We start from the raw sequence: 22,155 nt of genomic DNA, 5'->3' as shown, positions 1-22,155 counted from the left end.
GCTATGTAACTCAAAAAAGTCTTCAGCATAGGCAAAAACTTCTAATTTTCGCTTAAATCCAAAAAGTCTAAATGAGTTCGTATAAAAAAGGGCTTGCAAAATTTTGCAAGCCCTTTTTTATTATGAACAAAACTAGTGTTATTATTAGACGTTAGCGGATTTAACAGTCTTAATAATTCTACCAGCAATTTTGTATGGATCTCCGTTTGAAGCAGGTCTTCTGTCTTCTAACCATCCTTTCCATCCTTTTTCTACAGTAATAATAGGAATACGAATAGATGCTCCTCTATCAGATATTCCATAAGAGAAATCATTAATAGAAGCTGTTTCGTGTAAACCAGTTAAACGTTGGTCGTTAAACTCACCGTATACTTCAATATGTTCTTTGGTAACAGGTCTGAATGCTTCACATATTTTCTCATAAACTTCTTGAGAACCACAAGTTCTTAAAGTCGTATTAGAGAAGTTTGCGTGCATACCAGAACCATTCCAGTCGCCTTTTATTGGTTTTGGATGATAATCAATATAGTATCCGTATTTTTCAGTTAATCTGTCTAGTAAATATCTAGCAATCCAAATTTCATCACCAGCTTTTTTAGCTCCTTTAGCAAATAATTGGAATTCCCATTGTCCACTAGCTACCTCTTGGTTAATACCTTCAAAGTTTAAACCAGCATCAATACATAAATTAGCATGCTCTTCTACAAAATCTCTACCGTGAGTGTTTTTTCCACCAACAGAGCAGTAGTACATACCTTGTGGTCCAGGATATCCTCCAATTGGGAATCCTAAAGGTAGTTGTGTATGCGTATCCATGATGAAGTATTCTTGCTCAAATCCAAACCAGAAATCATTATCGCCATCATCAATACCAGCTCTTCCGTTAGATTCATGCGGTGTTCCATCTGCATTTAAAACTTCAGTCATTACTAAATATCCATTAATACGAGCAGGATCTGGGTATATCGCAACAGGTTTTAATAAACAATCTGAAGATCCTCCTTCAGCTTGTTGTGTTGATGAACCATCAAAAGACCAGTTTCCTATTTCTTCTAATGTTCCTTTAAAGTTTTCATGCTCTTCTACCTTAGTTTTACTTCTCAAGTTTTGAGTTGGCTTATAACCATCTAACCAAAGGTATTCTAATTTAATTTTTGCCATAATGAATATTTTATGAGTGAAATTTTAATAATATCCACAAATATAAATTATTATATAAATACTTTAAATTTATAGGGGGTATTTTAATATAAGTATTGGTTATTTTTATTTATACCCCATTATTTTAAGGTTTATTTTAAAAAAAGAATATTATTTTATATGAAAATTGTAAAAATGTCAACAATAAACTTTTGTGTTTTTATGTTTTTATTGTTTTTGCTACTTATTTTTGCATAAAAATATAGTCATTATCAAACTTAGTAAATTTTCTGAAAATGCCAACATTAAGATTTCATGCTATCAAAGAGTCCCTTGCATATAAACCTGTTAGAGTAGAAGAGAAAGAACGCAGATCAGACCTATTTGGAAAGAATGTGTTTAACGAGAATACCATGCGTCAATATTTAACAAAAGACGCTTTTAAAGGTGTTACGAATGCGATTCAATATGGTAAAAAAATAGATAGGAGTATCGCAGATCAAGTAGCCTCTTCAATGAAGGATTGGGCGTTATCAAAAGGAGTTACGCACTATACGCACTGGTTTCAGCCATTAACGGGGTCTACAGCAGAAAAACATGATGCCTTTTTTGAAACTATAGGGGATGGTATGGCTATTGAAAAATTTGGAGGTAGCCAGTTAGTGCAACAAGAACCAGATGCTTCTAGCTTTCCAAGTGGAGGCATTAGGAATACATTTGAAGCCAGAGGGTATACCGCTTGGGATCCAACATCACCAGCGTTTATATACGGTACAACCTTATGTATTCCAACCATATTTGTAGCTTACACGGGTGAGGCCTTAGACTATAAAACCCCTTTATTAAGAGCTTTACATGCAGTAGATGATGCAGCAACGGCTATATGTAAATATTTTGATAAAAACGTAAAGAAAGTATCATCCTCTTTAGGGTGGGAGCAAGAATATTTTTTAATAGATAAAATGTTGGCAGCAAGCCGTCCAGATATTTCCTTAACAGGTAGAACCTTATTAGGACACTCTCCTGCAAAAGGCCAACAACTAGATGATCATTATTTTGGTTCTATTCCTAATAGGGCATTGAATTTTATGCGTGAATTAGAAACAGAATGTATGCTTTTAGGAATTCCTGTAAAAACAAGGCATAATGAAGTTGCGCCCAATCAGTTTGAACTGGCACCAATTTATGAAGAAGCTAATTTGGCAGTAGATCATAATTCACTTCTAATGGATATCATGGGACGTGTAGCAGCACGCCATAATTTTAAAGTATTGTTACATGAAAAACCGTTTGAAGGCATTAATGGCTCTGGAAAACACAACAATTGGTCGTTGTCTACAGATACTGGTGTTAATTTATTAGGTCCAGGAAAAACACCTATGAGTAACCTTCAGTTTCTAACATTCTTTATTAATACCATTAAGGCGGTTCATGAACACGAAGCACTTTTAAGAGCAGCAATTGCATCAGCTAGTAATGATCACAGATTAGGAGCTAATGAGGCACCGCCAGCTATCATTTCAGTATTTATAGGAGAACAATTAACCAAAGTTTTAGAAGAGTTGGAAGGGGTGACTAAAGGAAAATTATCACCTCAGGAAAAAACAGAACTTAAACTCAATGTTGTTGGTAAAATCCCAGATGTTTTACTTGATAATACAGATAGAAACCGTACGTCTCCATTTGCGTTTACCGGAAATAAATTTGAGTTTAGAGCGGTAGGATCTACAGCAAATTGCGGTAACCCGATGACTATTTTAAATACCATAGTCGCTAAACAATTAAAAGACTTTAAAATTGAAGTCGATAAGTTAATTGATAAGAAAGACTTAAAGAAAGACGAAGCTATTTTTAATGTATTGAGAGAATATATTAAATCTACTAAAAGTATTTTGTTTGAAGGCAATGGTTATGGAAAAGCATGGGAAGAAGAAGCTAAGAAAAGAGGTTTAAGTAATAATAAAACAACTCCTGAAGCTTTGAAAGCTAAAGTTTCAAAACAAACCATTGCATTATTTGAAGAAATGAATGTTATGAGTAGAATTGAAACCGAAGCTCGTTACGAAATAGAAGTTGAAGCTTATATTATGCATATTCAAATTGAAAGTCGCGTATTGGGAGATATTGCACGTAACCATATTGTGCCAACGGCTGTTAAATACCAGAATATTTTAATTGAAAATGTTAGGGGTTTAAAAGAGATATTTGATAAGAAATTTAATTCTGTTTCCAAAGAACAGATTAATTTAATTGAAGAGATTTCCAGTCATATAGAAGGCATTAATGTAAATGTTACGAAGATGATAAATGAACGCAAAAAAGCTAACGCATTCGAAGATATTGAAAAGAAGGCATTAGCATATTGCAATCAAGTAAAGCCTTTATTTGACGATGTTCGTTATCATTGTGATAAGTTAGAATTATTAGTAGATGATGAGATTTGGCCATTAACAAAATATAGAGAATTATTATTTACAAGGTAGGAGACTATTGAATAGACTAATAAAAAATAAGAATATTTCATTAAAAAACAAATTGAATTAAAAGTACCATATACTTATGTTAAGGATGGTTAATTTTAAAATATTCCTTTACTTTTGCACCACAATAAAATATTATGAGTCAAGAAGTTTCTAAACGATACGCACAGCGTGGGGTTTCTGCATCAAAAGAAGATGTACATAATGCTATAAAAAATATAGATAAAGGATTGTTTCCAAAGGCATTCTGTAAAATTGTACCAGATTATTTAACAAACGATGATGATTATTGTTTGATTATGCATGCAGATGGGGCAGGAACAAAATCATCCTTGGCTTATATGTATTGGAAAGAAACTGGAGATATTTCAGTTTGGAAAGGAATTGCACAAGATGCTCTAATAATGAATATTGATGATTTGTTATGTGTGGGAGCAACAGATAATATAATGCTGTCTTCAACTATTGGAAGAAATAAGAATTTAATTCCAGGAGAGGTGCTTTCTGCAATTATTAATGGTACCGAAGAATTACTTGAAGATTTAAAATCCTTTGGAGTAACGATTCATTCTACAGGTGGTGAAACAGCAGATGTAGGTGATTTGGTTAGAACGATTATTGTAGATTCTACAGTAACAGCAAGAATGAAGCGAGACGAAGTTATTGATAATGCGAATATTAAAGCGGGTGATGTTATTGTCGGTTTAGAATCTTTCGGTCAAGCAACTTACGAGAAATCATATAATGGTGGGATGGGAAGTAATGGATTAACGTCTGCCCGGCATGATGTTTTTAGTAAGTATCTTGCTGAAAAATATCCAGAAAGTTTTGATGCATCAGTGCCTGAAGAACTAGTATATTCGGGAGGAGTTAAATTAACAGATCATGTTGAAGATGCTCCTATAGATGCTGGTAAATTAGTATTGTCTCCAACAAGAACATACGCGCCGATTATTAAAAAAATAGTATCAGAGTTTAACAGCGAAACAATACATGGAATGGTTCATTGTAGTGGAGGAGCTCAAACAAAAATCCTTCATTTTGTTGACGAGTTTCATATCATAAAAGATAATATGTTTCCAATTCCACCGCTATTTAAACTCATTCAAAAACAATCTAAAACAGATTGGAAAGAAATGTACCAAGTATTTAATTGTGGACACAGAATGGAGTTATATGTGTCTCCGGAAATTGCTGAAAATATTATCGCTATATCAAAATCTTTTAACGTTGACGCTAAAATAATTGGCCGCGTTAAAGCTTCTAAAACGAAAAGACTTACAATAAAATCTGAATTTGGAGAATTTAATTATTAGTTTTTTTGTTAAAAACGGAATGATTATTGATAGGTAGCTTTTAATTTGTATAATTAATTAAGTTAAACCATGAAAACCACCCTCTTACTCTCTTTTTGTTTCTTTTTTCAATTAATCTCTGCGCAGCCAGATTCCCTTTTTTTAGAAAAAAAGAAGAAAAAAGAAGATAGACCAGAGTGGATTCAAAAAAATAAAGCCACAATAGATTTAAGTCAGGTTTCATTTACCAATTGGAATGCAGGTGGTAGTAATTCAATATCAGGTCTTATAGGACTTAATTCTTCAGCAAATTATAGAGATACTTATTTTTCATGGAGAAATGACTTATCAATACGTTATGGAGTAAATAAGCAAGAGTCTAGAGAATTGAGAAAAACTGACGATTTGTTCGAAATTACCTCAAACATTGGTTATAAGTCTAATAATTCATCAAACTGGTTTTATTCGGCAAGGCTTAATTTTAAAACACAGCTTACCAATGGGTATAAATACCCAAATAAAGAAGTCCCGATTTCCAGATTAATGGCACCAGGATATTTGTTCTTTGGTGGTGGTATGGAATACGGAAAAGAGATTGAAGAATTGTCATTTTATTTTTCCCCAATAACTTTAAAAGCGACTTTTGTACTTGATGAAGATTTGGCTAATGCAGGATCTTTTGGAGTTACTCCTGCGGTGTTAGATGCAGATGGTAATGTGATCACTCCTGGGGAACGTTTACGGGAAGAGGTAGGTATTTTAGTGACTAATAGTTATGAGATGGAAGTCGCAAATAATATAAACATGAAGCATGTTGTGAGTTTATATTCCGATTACATAAATAATTTTGGAAATGTAGATTTAGATTGGCGAATCGATTTTAATTTTAAAGTAAATAATTTTATAAGAGCCACGCTCGGTTCTCATTTAAAATATGACGACGATGTAAAAACGAAAGAGCCTTCAGAGATTGAAGGAGAGTTTGATGAAGCTGGTGCAAAGATACAGTGGAAACAAATTTTAGGCGTTGGATTTGCCGTTGATTTTTAAATAATATACCTTCTTTTAATTTCAAAAATTTGTTAACTTTTTAATGTTAATAAAAAATTAAAACACTGATAAATAGTAGTTTGTTTATTATTGTTTGTTGGCTTTATGATTTTTATCATATTTTAAGTTGTACGCTTTTAGTTTATTTATACTCTAATTAAATAATCCAAAATACAACTTACTAATGAATGACAATGTCACAAAAACTCCACCAAAAACTTACACACAAGACCAGGCCTTTAATAAAGCATTAAAGTATTTTAATAATGATGATTTAGCTGCTCGCGTATGGTTAAATAAATATGCCCTTAAAGATTCTCAAGGACATATTTACGAGCTAACTCCAAATGATATGCATTTGCGAATTGCTAAAGAATTGGCAAGGGTTGAAAAAAAATATAAGAACCCATTGTCTACAGATGATATTTTCAGTTTAATTAAAGATTTTAAATATATAGTACCACAAGGAAGTCCTATGGCTGGTATAGGGAACCCATATCAAATAGCATCACTTTCTAATTGTTTTGTAATTGGTAATTCTGGGGAATCAGATTCATATGGAGGTATTATGAAAATTGACCAAGAACAAGTTCAGCTTATGAAACGTCGGGGAGGTGTTGGACATGACTTATCTCATATCCGCCCTAAAGGCTCTTCAGTTAAAAATTCTGCATTAACCTCTACGGGTATCGTTCCGTTTATGGAACGTTATTCCAATTCTACCAGAGAAGTTGCGCAAGATGGTAGACGTGGTGCATTAATGCTATCGGTTTCTATTAACCACCCAGATTCTGAAGACTTTATTGATGCAAAATTAGAACAAGGTAAAGTAACAGGTGCCAATGTATCGGTTAGAATGGATAATGACTTTATGGAAGCTGTTAAAAATGGAAGCGATTATATTCAGAAGTATCCTGTATTTAGTAAAAAACCTAAAGTATCTAAAACAATAAAAGCGAACAATTTATGGAAAAAAATTGTTCATAATGCCTGGAAATCTGCTGAGCCGGGAATTTTATTTTGGGATACCATTATAAGTGAATCCATTCCAGATTGTTATGCCGATTTAGGATATAAAACAGTATCTACAAACCCCTGTGGTGAAATCCCTCTATGTCCTTATGACTCTTGTAGGTTATTGGCTATTAATTTGTTTTCTTATGTAGAAAACCCTTTTACTGAACATGCTAAGTTTAATTTCTCTTTATTCAAAAAGCATATTGTTTCTGCTCAACGAATCATGGACGATATCATTGATTTGGAATTAGAAAAAATTGATGCTATTTTACAGAAAATTGATGAAGATCCCGAACTAGATGAGGTAAAGGCTACCGAACGTAATTTATGGATTAATATAAAACGAAAAACAGAAGAAGGACGTAGAACAGGTATTGGTATTACAGCAGAAGGAGATATGTTAGCTGCATTAGGCATTCAATATGGAAGTGAAGCAGGTAATGCCTTTTCATTAGAAGTGCATAAAACAATCGCTATAGAAGCCTATAGAGCATCGGTGCATTTGGCAAAAGAGCGAGGCGCCTTTAATATTTTTGATGCAGAACGAGAAAAAAACAATCCGTTTATACAACGTTTAAAAGAAGCAGACAGCAAGCTGTATTATGAAATGCTAGAATATGGTAGGAGGAATATTGCTTTACTAACTATAGCTCCAACCGGTACTACTAGTTTAATGACGCAGACAACATCTGGAATAGAACCTGTATTTTTACCCGTTTATAAGCGGAGAAGAAAAGTAAATCCAAACGACAAAGATGTACGTGTAGATTTTGTTGATGAAGTTGGTGACTCTTGGGAAGAATATGTTGTTTTTCACCATAGATTTAAACAATGGATGGAAGCTAATAATATAAATACTTCTAAAAATTACTCTCAGAAAGAATTAAATGATTTAATAAAACAGTCACCGTATTATAAAGCGACTTCAAATGATGTGGATTGGTTAAGCAAAGTGAGTATGCAGGGCGCTATTCAAAAATGGGTAGACCATTCCATAAGTGTAACCATTAACTTGCCTAATGATGTTTCTGAAGATTTGGTTGGAGAATTATACTTAAAAGCATGGGAAGTAGGATGCAAGGGAGTCACCGTTTATAGAGATGGCTCTAGATCTGGTGTATTAATTTCTAATGATGATAAGAAAGAAGAAAAATCTAAAGATTTATTAACAGCATTTCCAATTAAACGTCCTCAAATATTAGAAGCAGATGTTGTTCGTTTTCAGAATAATAAAGAAAAATGGATTGCTTTTATTGGGTTGATAGACGAGAAACCTTATGAGATTTTTACAGGTTTAACAGATGATGAAGACGGTATTTTAATTCCTCGTTGGGTAAACAATGGATTGATAATAAAGAACAGAAATGAAAATGGTACGTCTCGTTACGATTTTCAATATGAAAATAAAAGAGGGTACAAAACGACTATAGAAGGCTTATCTCATAAGTTTAATCCAGAATTTTGGAACTATGCGAAACTTATTTCCAGTACACTTCGCCATGGTATGCCAATTGATAAAATTGTTGATTTAATTAATAGTTTGCAATTAGATACAGAATCTATTAATACCTGGAAAAATGGTGTAGGTCGTGCATTGAAACGTTATGTAGCTGATGGAACAGAAGTTAAAGGACAGACGTGTGATTCTTGTAAATCAGGAAATTTAATCTACCAAGAAGGCTGTCTAACTTGCAAAGATTGTGGATCTTCTAAGTGCGGGTAATATCTTATTTAATAATAAGTAAAGAAGATTGTTTAAAAGGTAAATAAAAATTGGATGTCTGGAGCGTAGTCGAAACCTTCATATTTAGTGAGGAACTTTAATTCTCGACTGCGCTCGAACTGACACCCAAATATTGTTTTTATGCAGTCATTTTTTATTCAATCCAAAGAATTCATACTTAAATATTTATAATTTTCCAATTCTTTTACGTTGTCAATTAGTTTTGTACAACCATTTTTTAAAAGATATATAGCATCAGAAATAGATATAATGTGTTCGTACATATGATCTGTGATGACGATAGCTTTTTTCTGCTTTTCTTCTTCAATAAGAGCTTTTATTTTTTCAATATATAAAGGAGCTACATGAGAGAAAGGCTCGTCTAAAAACACTATTTTTCTTGGACATTTTAAAGTAAGATAAATTTCTATAATCCTACGTTCTCCTCCAGATAATTTTTTGAAATAAAAGTTTTTATAAGGGGTTAGAGTTTCAAATATATTAACAAAAACATCCCAGTCTACCTTAAAAAGTTTAAAAGCAGTCTTAATCATCATTTTATTAGGAATAAAATGATGCTGGGGCAAATAACTAACTAATTTTGTTAGATATAGTCGTTTTAAAATAGGGGTGTTATTAATTCTTATCAAACTATATTTGGCTTTTAGATTACCAAAAGCAATATTTAAAAGACAACTCTTTCCACAGCCATTACTTCCTAAAATGCCCGTAATTTTTCCTGTTTCAGCTTTTAGATAAATACCGTTTAAAATAGGTTGGTTATTGAAATAAAGTTCAACATTATCAATCTCTATAATCATACAAACTCTTTAAGAAGTAAAAGAAATGGAATACTTAAAAACACATCAATAACATACAATAGAGCAAATAATTTGAAAGGAGAGATCCCTAAGTTTTTGTAAAATATTAGTTTTCGTTTGGCATGGGTTTCATTGATAAAAAACCATAAAAAAATGACTAAAAATAGTTTTGCAATAAGAATGGGAAGGATATCATATTTCAAAAATGAAAAAATGATATTTAAGCCAAACGACCAAAAAATAAAAGGCCTGTAAAAAATGAATATGGAAAATAATTGATTCATAATATATGATTAGAAACGGTAGAAGTTGAATATTATTCTAGTCTAATGATTAATAGGCAGGTATATTGGTGCTTAAAATTCATAAATTATCGTATTTTTGATTCCCAATTAAAAAGGTAGATGTTAGAGAAATTACAAATAGTAAAACAGCGTTTTGATGAGGTTAGTGATTTAATTATTCAACCAGATATAATTACAGATCAAAAACGTTATGTAGAACTTAATAGAGAATATAAAGACTTGCGAATTCTTATGGATAAGCGAGAACTATATATAGAACTTACGGATAATTTAAAGGAAGCTGAATCGATAATTGCCGATGGAAGTGATGCTGAAATGGTAGAAATGGCCAAAATGCAGTATGATGAAGCAAAAGAAGGAATTCCTAAGTTGGAAGAAGAAATTAAAGTCCTTTTAATACCTAAAGACCCGGAAGATGCTAAAAATGCCGTAGTTGAGTTACGTGCTGGTACTGGGGGAGATGAGGCGAGTATTTTTGCTGGCGATTTATTTAGAATGTATACTAAATACTGCGAAGGAAGAGGATGGCGTGTAGATACTGTAGATTTTAGTGAAGGTACTAATGGCGGCTTTAAAGAAATTCAGTTTGAAGTAAGTGGGGACGATGTTTATGGAACTTTAAAATTTGAGGCAGGTGTACACCGTGTACAGCGTGTGCCGCAAACCGAAACTCAGGGACGAGTGCATACTAGTGCCGCTACCGTTATGGTATTCCCCGAAGCAGAAGAGTTCGATGTGGAAATCAATCCAAAGGAAGTACGTATTGATTTTTTCTGTTCATCTGGTCCAGGAGGTCAGTCTGTAAATACTACCTATTCGGCGGTACGTTTAACACACATTCCAACAGGATTAGTGGCGCAATGTCAGGATCAAAAGTCACAGCATAAAAATAAAGAAAAGGCCTTTAAAGTATTACGTTCTCGTTTATACGATTTGGAATTGGCAAAGAAACAAGAAGAAGATGCTGCAAAGCGTGGTAGCATGGTGTCATCTGGTGATAGAAGTGCTAAGATTAGAACGTATAATTATCCACAAGGGCGTGTAACTGATCATAGAATAGGTTTAACCCTTTACGACTTAAGTAATATTGTAAACGGTGATATTCAAAAAATAATTGATGAATTGATGTTAGCTGAAAACACTGAGAAGTTGAAGGCTAACGATGATGTGATTTAGTCACTGTCTGACTCTTTCTCGAAAGTAAAGACACAAAGTCAGAAATTTTTGCATCGGAATAATAAACAGACATAAAAATAAACACATAATAGTTTCCTCCTTTGGAGGATTAAGGAGGAATGACAACAAACCAACTCGTTCAGCAGATCAAAAAAAAGAAATCCTTTTTATGTATAGGATTAGATGTTGATTTAAATAAAATACCATCGCACCTTTTAAAAGAAGAAGATCCTATTTTTGCTTTTAATAAAGCGATTATAGATGCAACACATCATTTATGTATAGCATATAAACCCAATACGGCATTCTATGAAGCCTATGGTATAAAAGGTTGGAAAGCTTTAGAAAAAACCATTAATTATTTAAACGAAAAGCATCCTGAAATTTTTACTATTGCTGATGCGAAGCGAGGCGACATTGGTAATACAAGCACCATGTATGCTAAGGCTTTTTTTGAAGATTTAGCTTTTGATTCTGTAACAGTTGCTCCTTATATGGGGAAAGATTCAGTAGAACCTTTTTTAGCTTTTAATAATAAACATACCATACTTCTAGCATTAACATCCAATCAGGGAGCATTTGATTTTCAAACAAAAACGATTGATGGAAAAGAATTATATAAACACGTTTTGGAGACTTCAAAAACATGGAAACGTTCAGAAAATTTGATGTATGTAGTTGGAGCTACCAAGGCTGAATTTTTAGCAGATATCAGACAAATTATTCCAGAAAGCTTTTTATTGGTACCAGGCGTTGGTGCTCAAGGAGGTAATTTGCAAGATGTTTGTAAATATGGAATGAACAATCAGGTTGGTTTGCTTATTAATTCCTCTCGCGGGATTATTTATGCATCTAAAGATGCCGATTTTGCTGAAGCGAGTGCTTTAAAAGCTCAAGAACTTCAGCAAGAAATGGAAGTTGAATTGAATCGTTATGCGGGATAGCCACTGGGGTATTACTATAAAGAATTATAAAATCTCTGCGTAATGTTGAAAACTAAAATAGTAGAAGATCAACTAAGCAGAGTCATACATTTAAAGGAAACTCCAAAGCGTATTATTTCCTTAGTACCAAGTCAAACCGAATTATTATGTGATTTAGGTTTAGAAAGTTCCCTTATTGGTGTCACTAAATTCTGTGTACACCCGCATCATATTAGGACAGATATCGCTGTTGTTGGAGGCACAAAGCAAATCCATTTAGATAAAATTAAAGCCTTACAACCAGATATTATTCTTTGTAACAAAGAAGAAAATACTAAGGCTATTGTAGAAACTTGTGAGGGTATTTGTAATGTACATGTTTCTGATATTTTTACAATTGATGATAGTTTAGAGTTAATTCACCAATATGGCGAAATTTTTAATAAATCAAAAGAAGCTTTAGTTATCAGAACTAGTATTAAAAAGGAGATTGATGATTTTAATACATTCATTAAAAATAAATCACTATTAAAAACCGTTTATTTTATATGGAAAGATCCATGGATAGTTGCCGCAGGTAATACGTTTATCAACTATTTGTTGAAACTTAATAAGTTTGAAAATATTTTTAAGGATGAGGTTCGTTATCCAGAAGTAAACCTCAACGAATCCTTTATAAATAAAGATGTAGATATCGTGCTTTTATCCAGTGAGCCTTACCCATTTAAAGAAAAGCATAAAAGTGACATACAAGAATTTTATCCCAACTCAGCTATTATTTTAGCTGATGGTGAGATGTTTTCCTGGTATGGCTCTAGATTAGCAAAAGCTTTTAAATATTTTAAAAACTTGCGCTTAAATCTTGAGAACGATCAACTTTAGTTGCGTCTTCTACAAAATTAGCGATCTTATTTTCCAGTTCTTTTAAGCTAATTAGCTTATTTAAATTTGGTTTTATTTTACCAACTCTACAATAATGTGTACTCATAACTTCTTTTAATACAAAGTACGTGCCAAAATATTTTTTGGATGTCAGAAGAAAGTTAAGGAATTGCTAAATTTTATTTAGAAGGGATCATATGTGAGGGCTCTCTAGATAGATATTTTAATCTGTTAAGTTTATTAAGTAATTTAATAGCTCTGTATTCAGAGATATCACTTAAAGCAGAATCTGTTTGACGAAAATTATAAGCCTGCTCAATAAGTTCTTTATAGCGTTGATTGAGTTTGCTTTGATGCGTTTTTATGTAGTCTATTTTTTTCATGCGTCCCCACGAAATAGAAGGTAAATAAATATACATTTTTTAATCAGAAATTAAAAGGAATATTAGAATTATTTATCTAAATCAGACTCATCTTCAGATAATTATAAACATTTGTTAATTAGGCTATCGGTTATAAAAAAAACAATAATTTTAGTTGATCAACAAAAATTGTGAACCATGAAATTATATGTAAACGTCTTTTTTATGTTACTTTTTTCATTTTCGAGTTATGCTCAAGATGTAAATTGTAAATGCTGTAATGAAAAAAATAACGAATTTGACTTCTGGTTAGGATCATGGACGGTTACTAACACTAAAGGAGAGATTGTTGGAAAAAATGAGATCGATAAAATTCAGAATAATTGCATTTTAAGGGAAAACTGGACAAGTGCCAAAGGACATTTTACAGGCACAAGTAATAATTTTTATAATAGTGTTACTGAGCAATGGGAACAAATCTGGATTGATAACCAAGGAGGAAGTTTACATTTAAAAGGAAATAGAGTTGATAACCAGATGATTTTAAAAACAGAGGTTGCTAATAATAAAGATGGTAATTCATATTTTCATCGTGTTACCTGGACTTTAAATGACGATGGTTCTGTTAGACAATATTGGGAAACCATTGCCAATGGTAAAGATATTAGTGTGGTCTTTGACGGATTGTATAAAAAATCTAATTAATGGTTCCTAAGTAATAAACCAATTAATAAGAGGAAAGTATATAAAATTATTCCTTTTGTAATATAATTCCAAAATTGTTTGTCACGTTTTCTTGACCACGATTCTTTAAACATTATTTTCTGGTGATACCGGTATAAGAAAGGTAAGAATAAAAGCTTGAATTTTTCGATTTCCGTGAATTCAACTTCTTTTTGTGAAATTTCAGATTCTAAGTTTTCTAGTTCTCTTAGCTTAATCTCTTTTAATAAAGATTCTTTAATTTCATTATCAATGTTAGGATTCTTGTATAATTTTATTAATTGCTCATTGGAAAGTTTACTAACTCTATTTAAATCCATGATAAAAAACAAATTAATCCTGCAATGCAAAAACTTTTTTCAATAAATCTGTTGTTCTAGAAGATAGCTTAGTTCGAATCTCTGCTTCTTCAACAGCAATCATAGTAAATACGCCTTTTAAAGCTTCACCAGTAACATAATCTGTTAAATCTGGATTCACATTATTTGTGAAAGGAATATTATTATATTTATTAATTAAATTGCTCCAAATTTTATCTGCTCCAACTTTACTAAAAGAGTTCTTTATAACAGGGCTAAATTTATTATATAAAGCTGTTTGAGTTTTACTGTTTAAATACCGAGTTGCAGCATCATTTTGACCAAGCAAAATATTTTTAGCATCTGCGAATGTGATGCCTTTAACAGCATCAACAAAAATGGGTGTTGCTTCTTTTACCGCATCTTCTGCAGCTCTGTTGAGTACCTTTAACCCTTCATCGGCTAATTTGCTTAAACCAACATCTCTAAGCGTTTTGTCTACTTTACGTAATTCTTGAGGTAAAACTATTTTTACTAATTCATTTTTAAAAAAACCATCAGTTCGTGTCAATTTAGTAACTTGTTTATCTATTCCTAAGTCTAAAGCCTGTCTCAATCCAGAAGCAATTTCTGTATTGCCAATAATTCCACCAGTATCTTGAGGTAATTGATTTACAACTTGTTGTAGTTCTGCACATGCAGTAAGGTTAAAGATTAACACGACTGCTAAAATTTTACGAATCATTTTTTCTAGGTTTTATATGTTTAACAAATATATGTTTTAGATGTTAAACCATTTCAAATTTATACTTAATTATGCTTTTAGGATGTATTCAAAAAGAATCCTTAAGGTTTTAGTTGGAATTGTTATCGCAATCTTTCATCTTAGTCTATTTTGATTAGAAGAAATTAAAAAGAAAAGACACCTTGAGAGTAAGGTGCCTTTTGCACAAACTAAATAATCCCACTAGTGTTCCATTTAAACTTTACAGTAATGGGTTTTTTATCTTAAACCTTGTTCATTAGACACGAAGAAAAAAGAAAAGTCACATTTTTATAAAAAAGAATACCGGAAAATAATTTAATAGATCAGAAAGAAATAAAATGTATTGAAAATCAGTTGTTTATTGTCTAGAAAAGACTGTTGTTTTTTAAGAAAAAATAACAGTTTTATTATTATAAACCATCACTTTTCTATCAGTATGTAATTTAACAGCGTTGGCTAGAACAATTTTTTCTAAATCACGTCCCTTTGCAATTAAATCTTGAATAGAGTGCGTATGGGATACATGCGCTACATCTTGTTCGATTATTGGGCCTGCGTCAAGTTCTTCGGTAACATAATGACTTGTAGCTCCAATAATTTTAACACCACGTTTGTATGCTGAATGGTATGGTTTTGCACCAACAAAAGCAGGGAGAAAAGAGTGATGAATGTTAATTATTTTATTAAGATATTTACTAATAAGTTTACCTGAAACAATTTGCATATACCTAGCTAAAACTATAAAATCTATATTGTGACTTTCTAATAATTCTAATTGTTTGTTTTCTGCGTCACTTTTTGTCTCTTTAGTAACAGGAATATGATGAAACGGAATTTTAAAATTATCAGCAATAGGTTTTAAATCTAAATGATTACTTATTATAAAAGGAATTTCTAAGTTGAGCTCGCCAGAATTATAGCGCCCTAAAAGATCGTATAAGCAATGATCATATTTAGAAATAAATAAGGCCATTTTTGGTTTGATCTTCGAAGAATAAATACGCCATTTCATTTCAAACTCATTGGCTAAAGTGTTCTTAAAAGATTCTTTAAAACCATTTGTAGTGAAAGTATCTATTACAAATTCGCTTTCTAAACGCATAAAAAAGATGTCCTGTTCTCTATCTACGTGTTGATCTATATATACAATGTTGCCCCCTTCTTTGGCAATAAAGTTTGTTACAGAAGCAATAATGTTAGAACGGTCTTTACAATGGATTAAAAGTATAATCTTATTCATATGACTAAAAATCAATTAGCCACCAAAATTAATCTAAAAAATAGATAAGAAATAGTTCATATAATAATTTTAGATAATCTTACGTGAATAGCTTATTTTTTTGAATATTTCGTAAATTGCAACACTTAAAACAAAGATTCTTTACGAATGAAACAACAAGCGCCATATAAACCCAAACATAAAGTAAGAATAGTAACAGCAGCATCATTATTTGATGGACACGATGCATCCATAAATATCATGCGCCGAATTATTCAGGCTACTGGTGTTGAAGTGGTTCACTTAGGGCACGATAGAAGTGTGGAAGAGGTTGTTAATACTGCTATCCAAGAAGATGTAAATGCCATTTGTTTAACCTCTTACCAAGGAGGTCATAATGAGTATTTTAAGTACATGCATGATTTATTAAAAGAAAGAGGTGCTGGTCATATCAAAATTTTTGGCGGCGGCGGCGGCGTAATCCTGCCTTCTGAGATTAAAGATTTGATGGATCATGGTATTACCCGTATTTATTCTCCAGATGATGGACGTGAAATGGGATTGCAAGGCATGATTAACGATTTGGTTAAACAATCAGATTTTGCAATTGGAGATACTTTAAATGGGGAAATTAATACAATAGAAGAAAAGTTACCGAAATCAATAGCAAGGATTATATCGTCTGCAGAGAATTTTCCAGAAGTAGCTAAAGATACTTTAGATAAAATTCATTTAAAAAATAAGAGTTCTAAAACACCCGTTTTAGGTATTACTGGAACTGGGGGTGCAGGTAAATCTAGTTTAGTAGATGAATTGGTTAGAAGGTTTTTAATTGACTTTCCTGAAAAAACAATAGGTATTGTTTCGGTTGATCCTTCAAAACGAAAAACGGGAGGTGCTTTGTTAGGAGATCGAATTCGTATGAATGCCATTAACTCACCTCGTGTATACATGCGTAGTTTAGCAACACGTCAATCTAATTTGGCATTATCTAAATATGTAAATGAAGCCGTCGAAGTTTTAAAAGCCGCTGAATACGATTTAATTATTTTAGAAACATCAGGTATTGGACAATCTGATACTGAAATTATAGAGCATTCTGATGTATCGTTGTATGTCATGACTCCAGAATTTGGAGCTGCAACACAGCTAGAAAAAATCGATATGCTTGATTTCGCAGATTTAGTTGCTATCAATAAATTTGATAAACGAGGTGCCTTAGATGCATTGCGTGATGTTAAAAAGCAGTATATGCGTAATAATAATCTTTGGGATGTGCCTCAAGATGAATTACCCGTTTTTGGAACCATTGCTTCTCAATTCAATGATCCGGGAATGAATACGCTTTATAAAGCCGTTATTGATAAGTTGGTAGACAAAGCTGAAGCAGATTTAAAATCTACATTTGCTATATCTGATGAAATGAGTGAGAAGATTTTTGTGATACCACCTTCAAGAACCCGTTATTTATCTGAAATAGCTGAAACAAATAGGGCTTACGATCAAAGAGCAAACAACCAAGTTGAAGTTGCTCAAAAACTTTATGGTATTTATAAAACAATTTGTTCGGTTACAAATGTTAAGTCAAATACTATCGAAAGGTCTTTTCTGGAAAAGCTTGGATTAAATCATGAAGAGATTCTTCGACAAGCTCAGAATGACAGTAATAAATCATTTCTAGATTTATTAGTAAAGGAGTTTGATAGAGTAAAACTTAATTTAGATCCTTATAATTGGGAAGTTATTATTGGTTGGAATGACAAAGTGAACAAATATAAAAACCCAATTTATTCATTTAAAGTTAGAGATAAAGAAATTAAGATTGACACGCATACAGAGTCCCTATCACATACTCAAATTCCAAAAGTAGCATTACCTAAATATCAGGCATGGGGAGATATTCTACGGTGGTGTTTACAAGAAAATGTTCCAGGAGAATTTCCTTTTACTTCTGGGTTGTATCCATTTAAAAGAACAGGAGAGGATCCAGCACGTATGTTTGCAGGAGAAGGAGGGCCAGAGCGAACAAATCGCCGTTTTCATTATGTAAGCAAGGGGTTGCCAGCAAAGCGCTTATCTACTGCATTTGATAGTGTGACACTTTATGGAAATGATCCGGATCATCGTCCAGATATTTACGGAAAAATAGGAAATGCCGGTGTCTCAGTTTGCTGTTTAGACGATGCTAAAAAACTGTATTCAGGTTTTAACTTGGCTGATGTTATGACTTCTGTAAGTATGACTATTAATGGTCCGGCACCTATGTTGCTTGGCTTTTTTATGAATGCAGCTATAGATCAACAATGCGAAATTTATATTAAAGAAAAAGGCTTAGAAAAAGAAATAGAAGCTAAAATAGAAGGGATATATAAAGGGAAAGAACGCCCAAAGTATAATGACGAGTTACCAGAAGGGAATGATGGTTTAGGACTCATGTTGTTGGGTGTTACGGGAGATCAAGTATTACCATTAGATGTTTATAATGATATTAAAATAAAAACAATTTCTCAAGTAAGGGGAACAGTACAAGCTGACATCTTGAAGGAAGATCAGGCTCAAAATACCTGCATTTTCTCAACCGAATTTGCTTTACGATTAATGGGAGACGTTCAGGAATATTTTATTGAAAATAACGTTCGTAATTTTTATTCTGTATCTATATCTGGCTACCATATTGCTGAAGCAGGAGCAAACCCTATTACGCAGTTGGCTTTAACACTTTCTAATGGATTTACTTATGTAGAGTATTATTTAAGTCGTGGTATGGACATTAATAAATTTGGACCAAACTTATCGTTTTTCTTTTCTAATGGTATCGATCCAGAATATGCTGTTATTGGACGTGTTGCCAGAAAAATTTGGGCTAAAGCCATGAAACATAAATATGATGCTAATACCAGAGCACAAATGCTTAAGTATCATATTCAAACATCTGGTCGTAGTTTGCATGCACAAGAAATAGACTTTAATGATATTCGTACTACATTACAAGCATTGTACGCTATTTATGATAATTGTAACTCGTTACATACGAATGCTTATGATGAAGCTATTACGACACCGACCGAAGAATCGGTGCGCCGTGCTATGGCAATACAGCTTATTATAAATAAAGAATTGGGCTTAGCTAAAAATGAAAATCCAATTCAAGGATCTTTTATTATTGAAGAATTAACCGATTTAGTAGAAGAAGCAGTATTACTTGAATTTGATAGAATTACTGAGAGAGGCGGTGTTTTAGGAGCTATGGAAACCATGTATCAACGTAGTAAAATTCAAGAAGAAAGCTTGTATTATGAAACTTTAAAACATAATGGTGATTTCCCGATAGTAGGAGTGAATACATTCTTAAGTTCTAAAGGATCTCCCACAGTGCTTCCAAAAGAAGTTATTCGTGCTACAGAAGAAGAAAAACAGTTTCAAATAAAAACCTTAGAAAACCTTCATAAGGCAAATGATACAAAAGCGTTATTAAAAGAATTGCAAACAAAAGCTATTAATAATCAAAATATTTTTGAAGCATTAATGGAAGTATGCAAAGTATGTTCTTTAGGAGAGATAACGAGTGCATTATTTGAAGTAGGAGGACAGTACAGACGTAATATGTAAGCAGCGAACCACTTTTTGCTTTTTTTTGCAAAAAGTGTGTGAATCGCTTATCCCGAGCGCAGTCGAGGGATCTCATCAAAGGAATCTTATAAACAAAGTAACCACTTTTTGCTTTTTTTGCAAAAAATGTGTGAGTCGCTTATCTTGCGCGCACAATGTCATTAAGTTAAGAGTTTCTAGAGCCTCAATTGTCTGGTTGAGCGCACAGTCGAAACCTTTTAGTTTGTTAGAATGATGAGTTCTCGACTGCGCTCGAACAGACATAAATTTTCTTAACTTAATAACATTGCCCGCGCTCAGTCGAGGGATCTCATTAAAGAAAACTTATAAACTTAATACCCTCTTTTTATCAAAGCAAAAGCGAGCTAGTCGTTTAATCCTAAATGATCATATAAATTATATTAATTAACGCAACCATTTTCAAAATTAATCATCTTAAAGATAAAACCTTAAAAATCTATAACAATGAAAAAGGGTATTTTAATTTTTCTTTCCTTAGTGTTAATAAATTGCACATCTGATGATAGCAAACCAAAAGAAGAAGACTCGGAATTACTTGGTAAATGGAAATTAATCGAACAGCTTTCAGACCCAGGAGATGGAAGCGGTGTATTTAATTCAATAGATAGTAATAGAACTATTGAGTTTTTTAGCAATGGTACAGTAACAATAAATGGTATTTTATGTTTTATGAGTTCTCAAGTTGGTGATGAAAGTTCAGGTACTTATTCCGCTGTTTCTGGAAGTGATTTTAGTGATGGAGAAATTATACCTAATGACTGTGATTCTAATTTTGTTGAACCTAAAGTGTTTTATAAAATAGAAGGAGCCAACTTAATACTTTGGTATCTGTGTATAGAACCTTGTGGGCAAAAGTTTATAAAACTACCTGATTAAAGTGTTAGTAACCAAGTACGCTGTAGTTTTTTAAACTTTTTTAATTCGCTGCGTAAAATTGGTAAGAAGTCTTTACCGTTACTGTTTGAGCGTTCCAAACGGTATGAGTTTTTATAAAGCATATTAGTAAGACGTTTTAGTGAAGCAATATGCTTATATTTTCTTTCTGAATAACGCTCTAATTCTGCATTTAAAATTTCTGGAGCTAATGATACTGATTGTTGCACAATGTCACCTGAGAAATAAATATTAGAATCTTCAGTACCATCATTTTTCAATGTAGATAGATCATGATTAAGATACTTAGAGATATTTTGAGAAAGTGTGAAAATCTCTACAGCTTTTTTGTAAATCGGTAATTCCGATAGGTTTAGTGGGGTATTAGATGACATATTCTTTTTCTCTTAGCATTTTTATCAAAATTAATCACAAGATATCATTTTCAACTTTAGGTTTTAAAGTAAAAATGTATATTTGCTTTAAATTTTAATTATTTATAGTTAAATTTCATTAAATGGATATTGATAAGCTTAATTGGAAGATTTTAAGGTGTTTACAAGAGAATGCGCGTCTTTCTAATGCTGAAATTGGACGACGTGTTGGCGTTAGTTCACCGGCAGTTTCAGAGCGTATTAAAAAGATGGAAGATCTAGGTATTATTGAAGGTTATAAAACAATTGTTTCTCCATTGGAAGTTGGTTATCAACTAAAAGCGATCATTACATTACGTGCTTTTATGGGAAAGCTAAAACCATTTTTAGAAAAGGTGAAAACCTATGATGAAGTTGTGAATTGTTATCGAATTACTGGGGATGAAAATATTGTTATGGAAGTGGTTTTAAAAAACCAAAAACACATGGAGTCATTTATAGATCAACTTATCGTTTATGGTGAAAGTAAAACACAAATAGTGCTATCTGATGTTGTCAAACAAAAAGAGATCAAATCGTTGAAATAGAAATTACAGATTTCCAAATGTATCATCTGGATTATATGGAATATCATCATCAGGATCTTTATCATCATAATTTATCCCTGGAGGATTAAAAAGTCCCCAGCGATCTATAATATAATTCCATTGGTCGAAGGTCTTTACCCACTCTGCAAATAAGATTCTAAATGCGTCTATTTCAGTTCTTAATAAGTCTAAATATTCGGTGTCTTTAAAACCGTGCATTTCTATAGCACTAGCGTCAGTAATGAGATCTCGTGCAGCTTTACGAATTATGGCAGCATTTTCCATTTTAATATCATATAGCATATCCTTACCTGAAGCTCCTGCAATTTTAGCTGGAATGATCAATGAATTTTTTCGCATATAATCAAGATTATTTTCTATCATTTCAACTTGAATTTCTTGCTCAAAATCAATATCAGTTTTTTCAACCGATTTAACAATATAATCTACTAATTTTTGTATTTCCATAGCCTTTTGAAATACGGGTAGTTTTTGCCACTGTTTCATGGT

At 32.3% G+C, this 22,155-nt stretch carries 19 protein-coding genes; 11 read left to right on the top strand and 8 right to left on the bottom strand.

What is annotated here, in order from left to right; all coding sequences use genetic code 11:
* Positions 1 to 144: 144 nt before the first annotated feature.
* Positions 145 to 1,161 (bottom strand): glutamine synthetase beta-grasp domain-containing protein, encoded by a 1,017-nt coding sequence (locus Q4Q39_RS18870; protein ID WP_303284135.1) that lies wholly within the window; start codon positions 1,159 to 1,161, stop codon positions 145 to 147.
* A 275-nt stretch (positions 1,162 to 1,436) separates the two neighbouring features.
* Between Q4Q39_RS18870 and Q4Q39_RS18865 the strand changes: the two genes are divergently transcribed.
* The 4 genes from Q4Q39_RS18865 (at position 1,437) to Q4Q39_RS18850 (ending at position 8,705) form a co-directional block, all read left to right on the top strand.
* Positions 1,437 to 3,623, top strand: a complete 2,187-nt coding sequence (locus Q4Q39_RS18865; protein WP_303284134.1) for a glutamine synthetase III family protein — start codon at positions 1,437 to 1,439, stop codon at positions 3,621 to 3,623.
* 134 nt (positions 3,624 to 3,757) lie between these two features.
* On the top strand, positions 3,758 to 4,936 hold the full coding sequence (locus Q4Q39_RS18860) for an AIR synthase related protein (RefSeq protein ID WP_303284133.1): 1,179 nt from the start codon (positions 3,758 to 3,760) through the stop codon (positions 4,934 to 4,936).
* Between the two features lie 69 nt (positions 4,937 to 5,005).
* Positions 5,006 to 5,965, top strand: coding sequence for a DUF3078 domain-containing protein (locus Q4Q39_RS18855; protein WP_303284132.1), 960 nt, complete (start codon positions 5,006 to 5,008; stop codon positions 5,963 to 5,965).
* Positions 5,966 to 6,149: 184 nt separating this feature from the next.
* On the top strand, positions 6,150 to 8,705 hold the full coding sequence (locus Q4Q39_RS18850) for an adenosylcobalamin-dependent ribonucleoside-diphosphate reductase (RefSeq protein WP_303284131.1): 2,556 nt from the start codon (positions 6,150 to 6,152) through the stop codon (positions 8,703 to 8,705).
* Between the two features lie 158 nt (positions 8,706 to 8,863).
* Here the strand turns inward: Q4Q39_RS18850 and Q4Q39_RS18845 are convergent, their stop codons facing one another.
* Positions 8,864 to 9,526 (bottom strand): ATP-binding cassette domain-containing protein, encoded by a 663-nt coding sequence (locus Q4Q39_RS18845; protein WP_303284130.1) that lies wholly within the window; start codon positions 9,524 to 9,526, stop codon positions 8,864 to 8,866.
* Positions 9,527 to 9,930: 404 nt separating this feature from the next.
* Between Q4Q39_RS18845 and prfA the strand changes: the two genes are divergently transcribed.
* The 3 genes from prfA to Q4Q39_RS18830 all read left to right on the top strand — a co-directional run bounded on the left by prfA (position 9,931) and on the right by Q4Q39_RS18830 (position 12,812).
* Positions 9,931 to 11,007: a peptide chain release factor 1 gene (gene prfA, locus Q4Q39_RS18840; RefSeq protein ID WP_303284129.1), complete on the top strand. Its 1,077-nt coding sequence runs from the start codon at positions 9,931 to 9,933 to the stop codon at positions 11,005 to 11,007.
* 119 nt (positions 11,008 to 11,126) lie between these two features.
* On the top strand, positions 11,127 to 11,951 hold the full coding sequence (gene pyrF, locus Q4Q39_RS18835; RefSeq protein WP_303284128.1) for an orotidine-5'-phosphate decarboxylase: 825 nt from the start codon (positions 11,127 to 11,129) through the stop codon (positions 11,949 to 11,951).
* A gap of 42 nt (positions 11,952 to 11,993) precedes the next feature.
* Positions 11,994 to 12,812, top strand: coding sequence for an ABC transporter substrate-binding protein (locus Q4Q39_RS18830; protein WP_303284127.1), 819 nt, complete (start codon positions 11,994 to 11,996; stop codon positions 12,810 to 12,812).
* A gap of 179 nt (positions 12,813 to 12,991) precedes the next feature.
* Here Q4Q39_RS18830 and Q4Q39_RS18825 read toward each other — a convergent pair whose 3' ends face one another.
* Positions 12,992 to 13,231, bottom strand: a complete 240-nt coding sequence (locus tag Q4Q39_RS18825) for a Lacal_2735 family protein (RefSeq protein ID WP_303284126.1) — start codon at positions 13,229 to 13,231, stop codon at positions 12,992 to 12,994.
* A 141-nt stretch (positions 13,232 to 13,372) separates the two neighbouring features.
* Here Q4Q39_RS18825 and Q4Q39_RS18820 point away from each other — a divergent pair, with 141 nt between their 5' ends.
* Positions 13,373 to 13,879: a hypothetical protein gene (locus tag Q4Q39_RS18820; protein ID WP_303284125.1), complete on the top strand. Its 507-nt coding sequence runs from the start codon at positions 13,373 to 13,375 to the stop codon at positions 13,877 to 13,879.
* Here the strand turns inward: Q4Q39_RS18820 and Q4Q39_RS18815 are convergent.
* The 3 genes from Q4Q39_RS18815 to purU all read right to left on the bottom strand — a co-directional run bounded on the left by Q4Q39_RS18815 (position 13,876) and on the right by purU (position 16,202).
* A complete protein-coding gene (locus Q4Q39_RS18815; RefSeq protein WP_303284124.1) occupies positions 13,876 to 14,217 on the bottom strand; it encodes a hypothetical protein in 342 nt (113 codons plus the stop codon). The genes Q4Q39_RS18820 and Q4Q39_RS18815 overlap by 4 nt on opposite strands.
* A 13-nt stretch (positions 14,218 to 14,230) precedes the next feature.
* Positions 14,231 to 14,941 carry a DUF4197 domain-containing protein gene (locus Q4Q39_RS18810; protein WP_303284123.1) on the bottom strand — a complete coding sequence of 237 codons (711 nt, stop codon included), beginning with the start codon at positions 14,939 to 14,941 and terminating at the stop codon, positions 14,231 to 14,233.
* Positions 14,942 to 15,347: 406 nt separating this feature from the next.
* Positions 15,348 to 16,202 (bottom strand): formyltetrahydrofolate deformylase, encoded by an 855-nt coding sequence (purU, locus tag Q4Q39_RS18805; protein ID WP_303284122.1) that lies wholly within the window; start codon positions 16,200 to 16,202, stop codon positions 15,348 to 15,350.
* 147 nt (positions 16,203 to 16,349) lie between these two features.
* On the opposite strand from purU, the gene Q4Q39_RS18800 reads away from it, so the two are divergent.
* Together Q4Q39_RS18800 and Q4Q39_RS18795 are read left to right on the top strand one after the other, a co-directional pair.
* Positions 16,350 to 19,790 (top strand): methylmalonyl-CoA mutase family protein, encoded by a 3,441-nt coding sequence (locus Q4Q39_RS18800; RefSeq protein WP_303284121.1) that lies wholly within the window; start codon positions 16,350 to 16,352, stop codon positions 19,788 to 19,790.
* 465 nt (positions 19,791 to 20,255) lie between these two features.
* Positions 20,256 to 20,687 (top strand): hypothetical protein, encoded by a 432-nt coding sequence (locus Q4Q39_RS18795; RefSeq protein WP_303284120.1) that lies wholly within the window; start codon positions 20,256 to 20,258, stop codon positions 20,685 to 20,687.
* Here the strand turns inward: Q4Q39_RS18795 and Q4Q39_RS18790 are convergent.
* Positions 20,684 to 21,079, bottom strand: coding sequence for a hypothetical protein (locus Q4Q39_RS18790; protein WP_303284119.1), 396 nt, complete (start codon positions 21,077 to 21,079; stop codon positions 20,684 to 20,686). The genes Q4Q39_RS18795 and Q4Q39_RS18790 overlap by 4 nt on opposite strands.
* Before the next feature lie 122 nt (positions 21,080 to 21,201).
* On the opposite strand from Q4Q39_RS18790, the gene Q4Q39_RS18785 reads away from it, so the two are divergent.
* On the top strand, positions 21,202 to 21,645 hold the full coding sequence (locus tag Q4Q39_RS18785) for an Lrp/AsnC family transcriptional regulator (RefSeq protein ID WP_303284118.1): 444 nt from the start codon (positions 21,202 to 21,204) through the stop codon (positions 21,643 to 21,645).
* A gap of 3 nt (positions 21,646 to 21,648) precedes the next feature.
* On the opposite strand, the gene Q4Q39_RS18780 is transcribed toward Q4Q39_RS18785, so the two are convergent.
* Positions 21,649 to 22,152 (bottom strand): hypothetical protein, encoded by a 504-nt coding sequence (locus Q4Q39_RS18780; RefSeq protein WP_303284117.1) that lies wholly within the window; start codon positions 22,150 to 22,152, stop codon positions 21,649 to 21,651.
* Positions 22,153 to 22,155 lie beyond the last annotated feature (3 nt).

Origin of the sequence: Flavivirga amylovorans, from assembly GCF_030540875.1 — a bacterium.
In the GTDB taxonomy this organism is placed as follows: Bacteria; Bacteroidota; Bacteroidia; order Flavobacteriales; family Flavobacteriaceae; genus Flavivirga; species Flavivirga amylovorans.
This window is presented reverse-complemented; position numbering and strand designations above follow the sequence as displayed.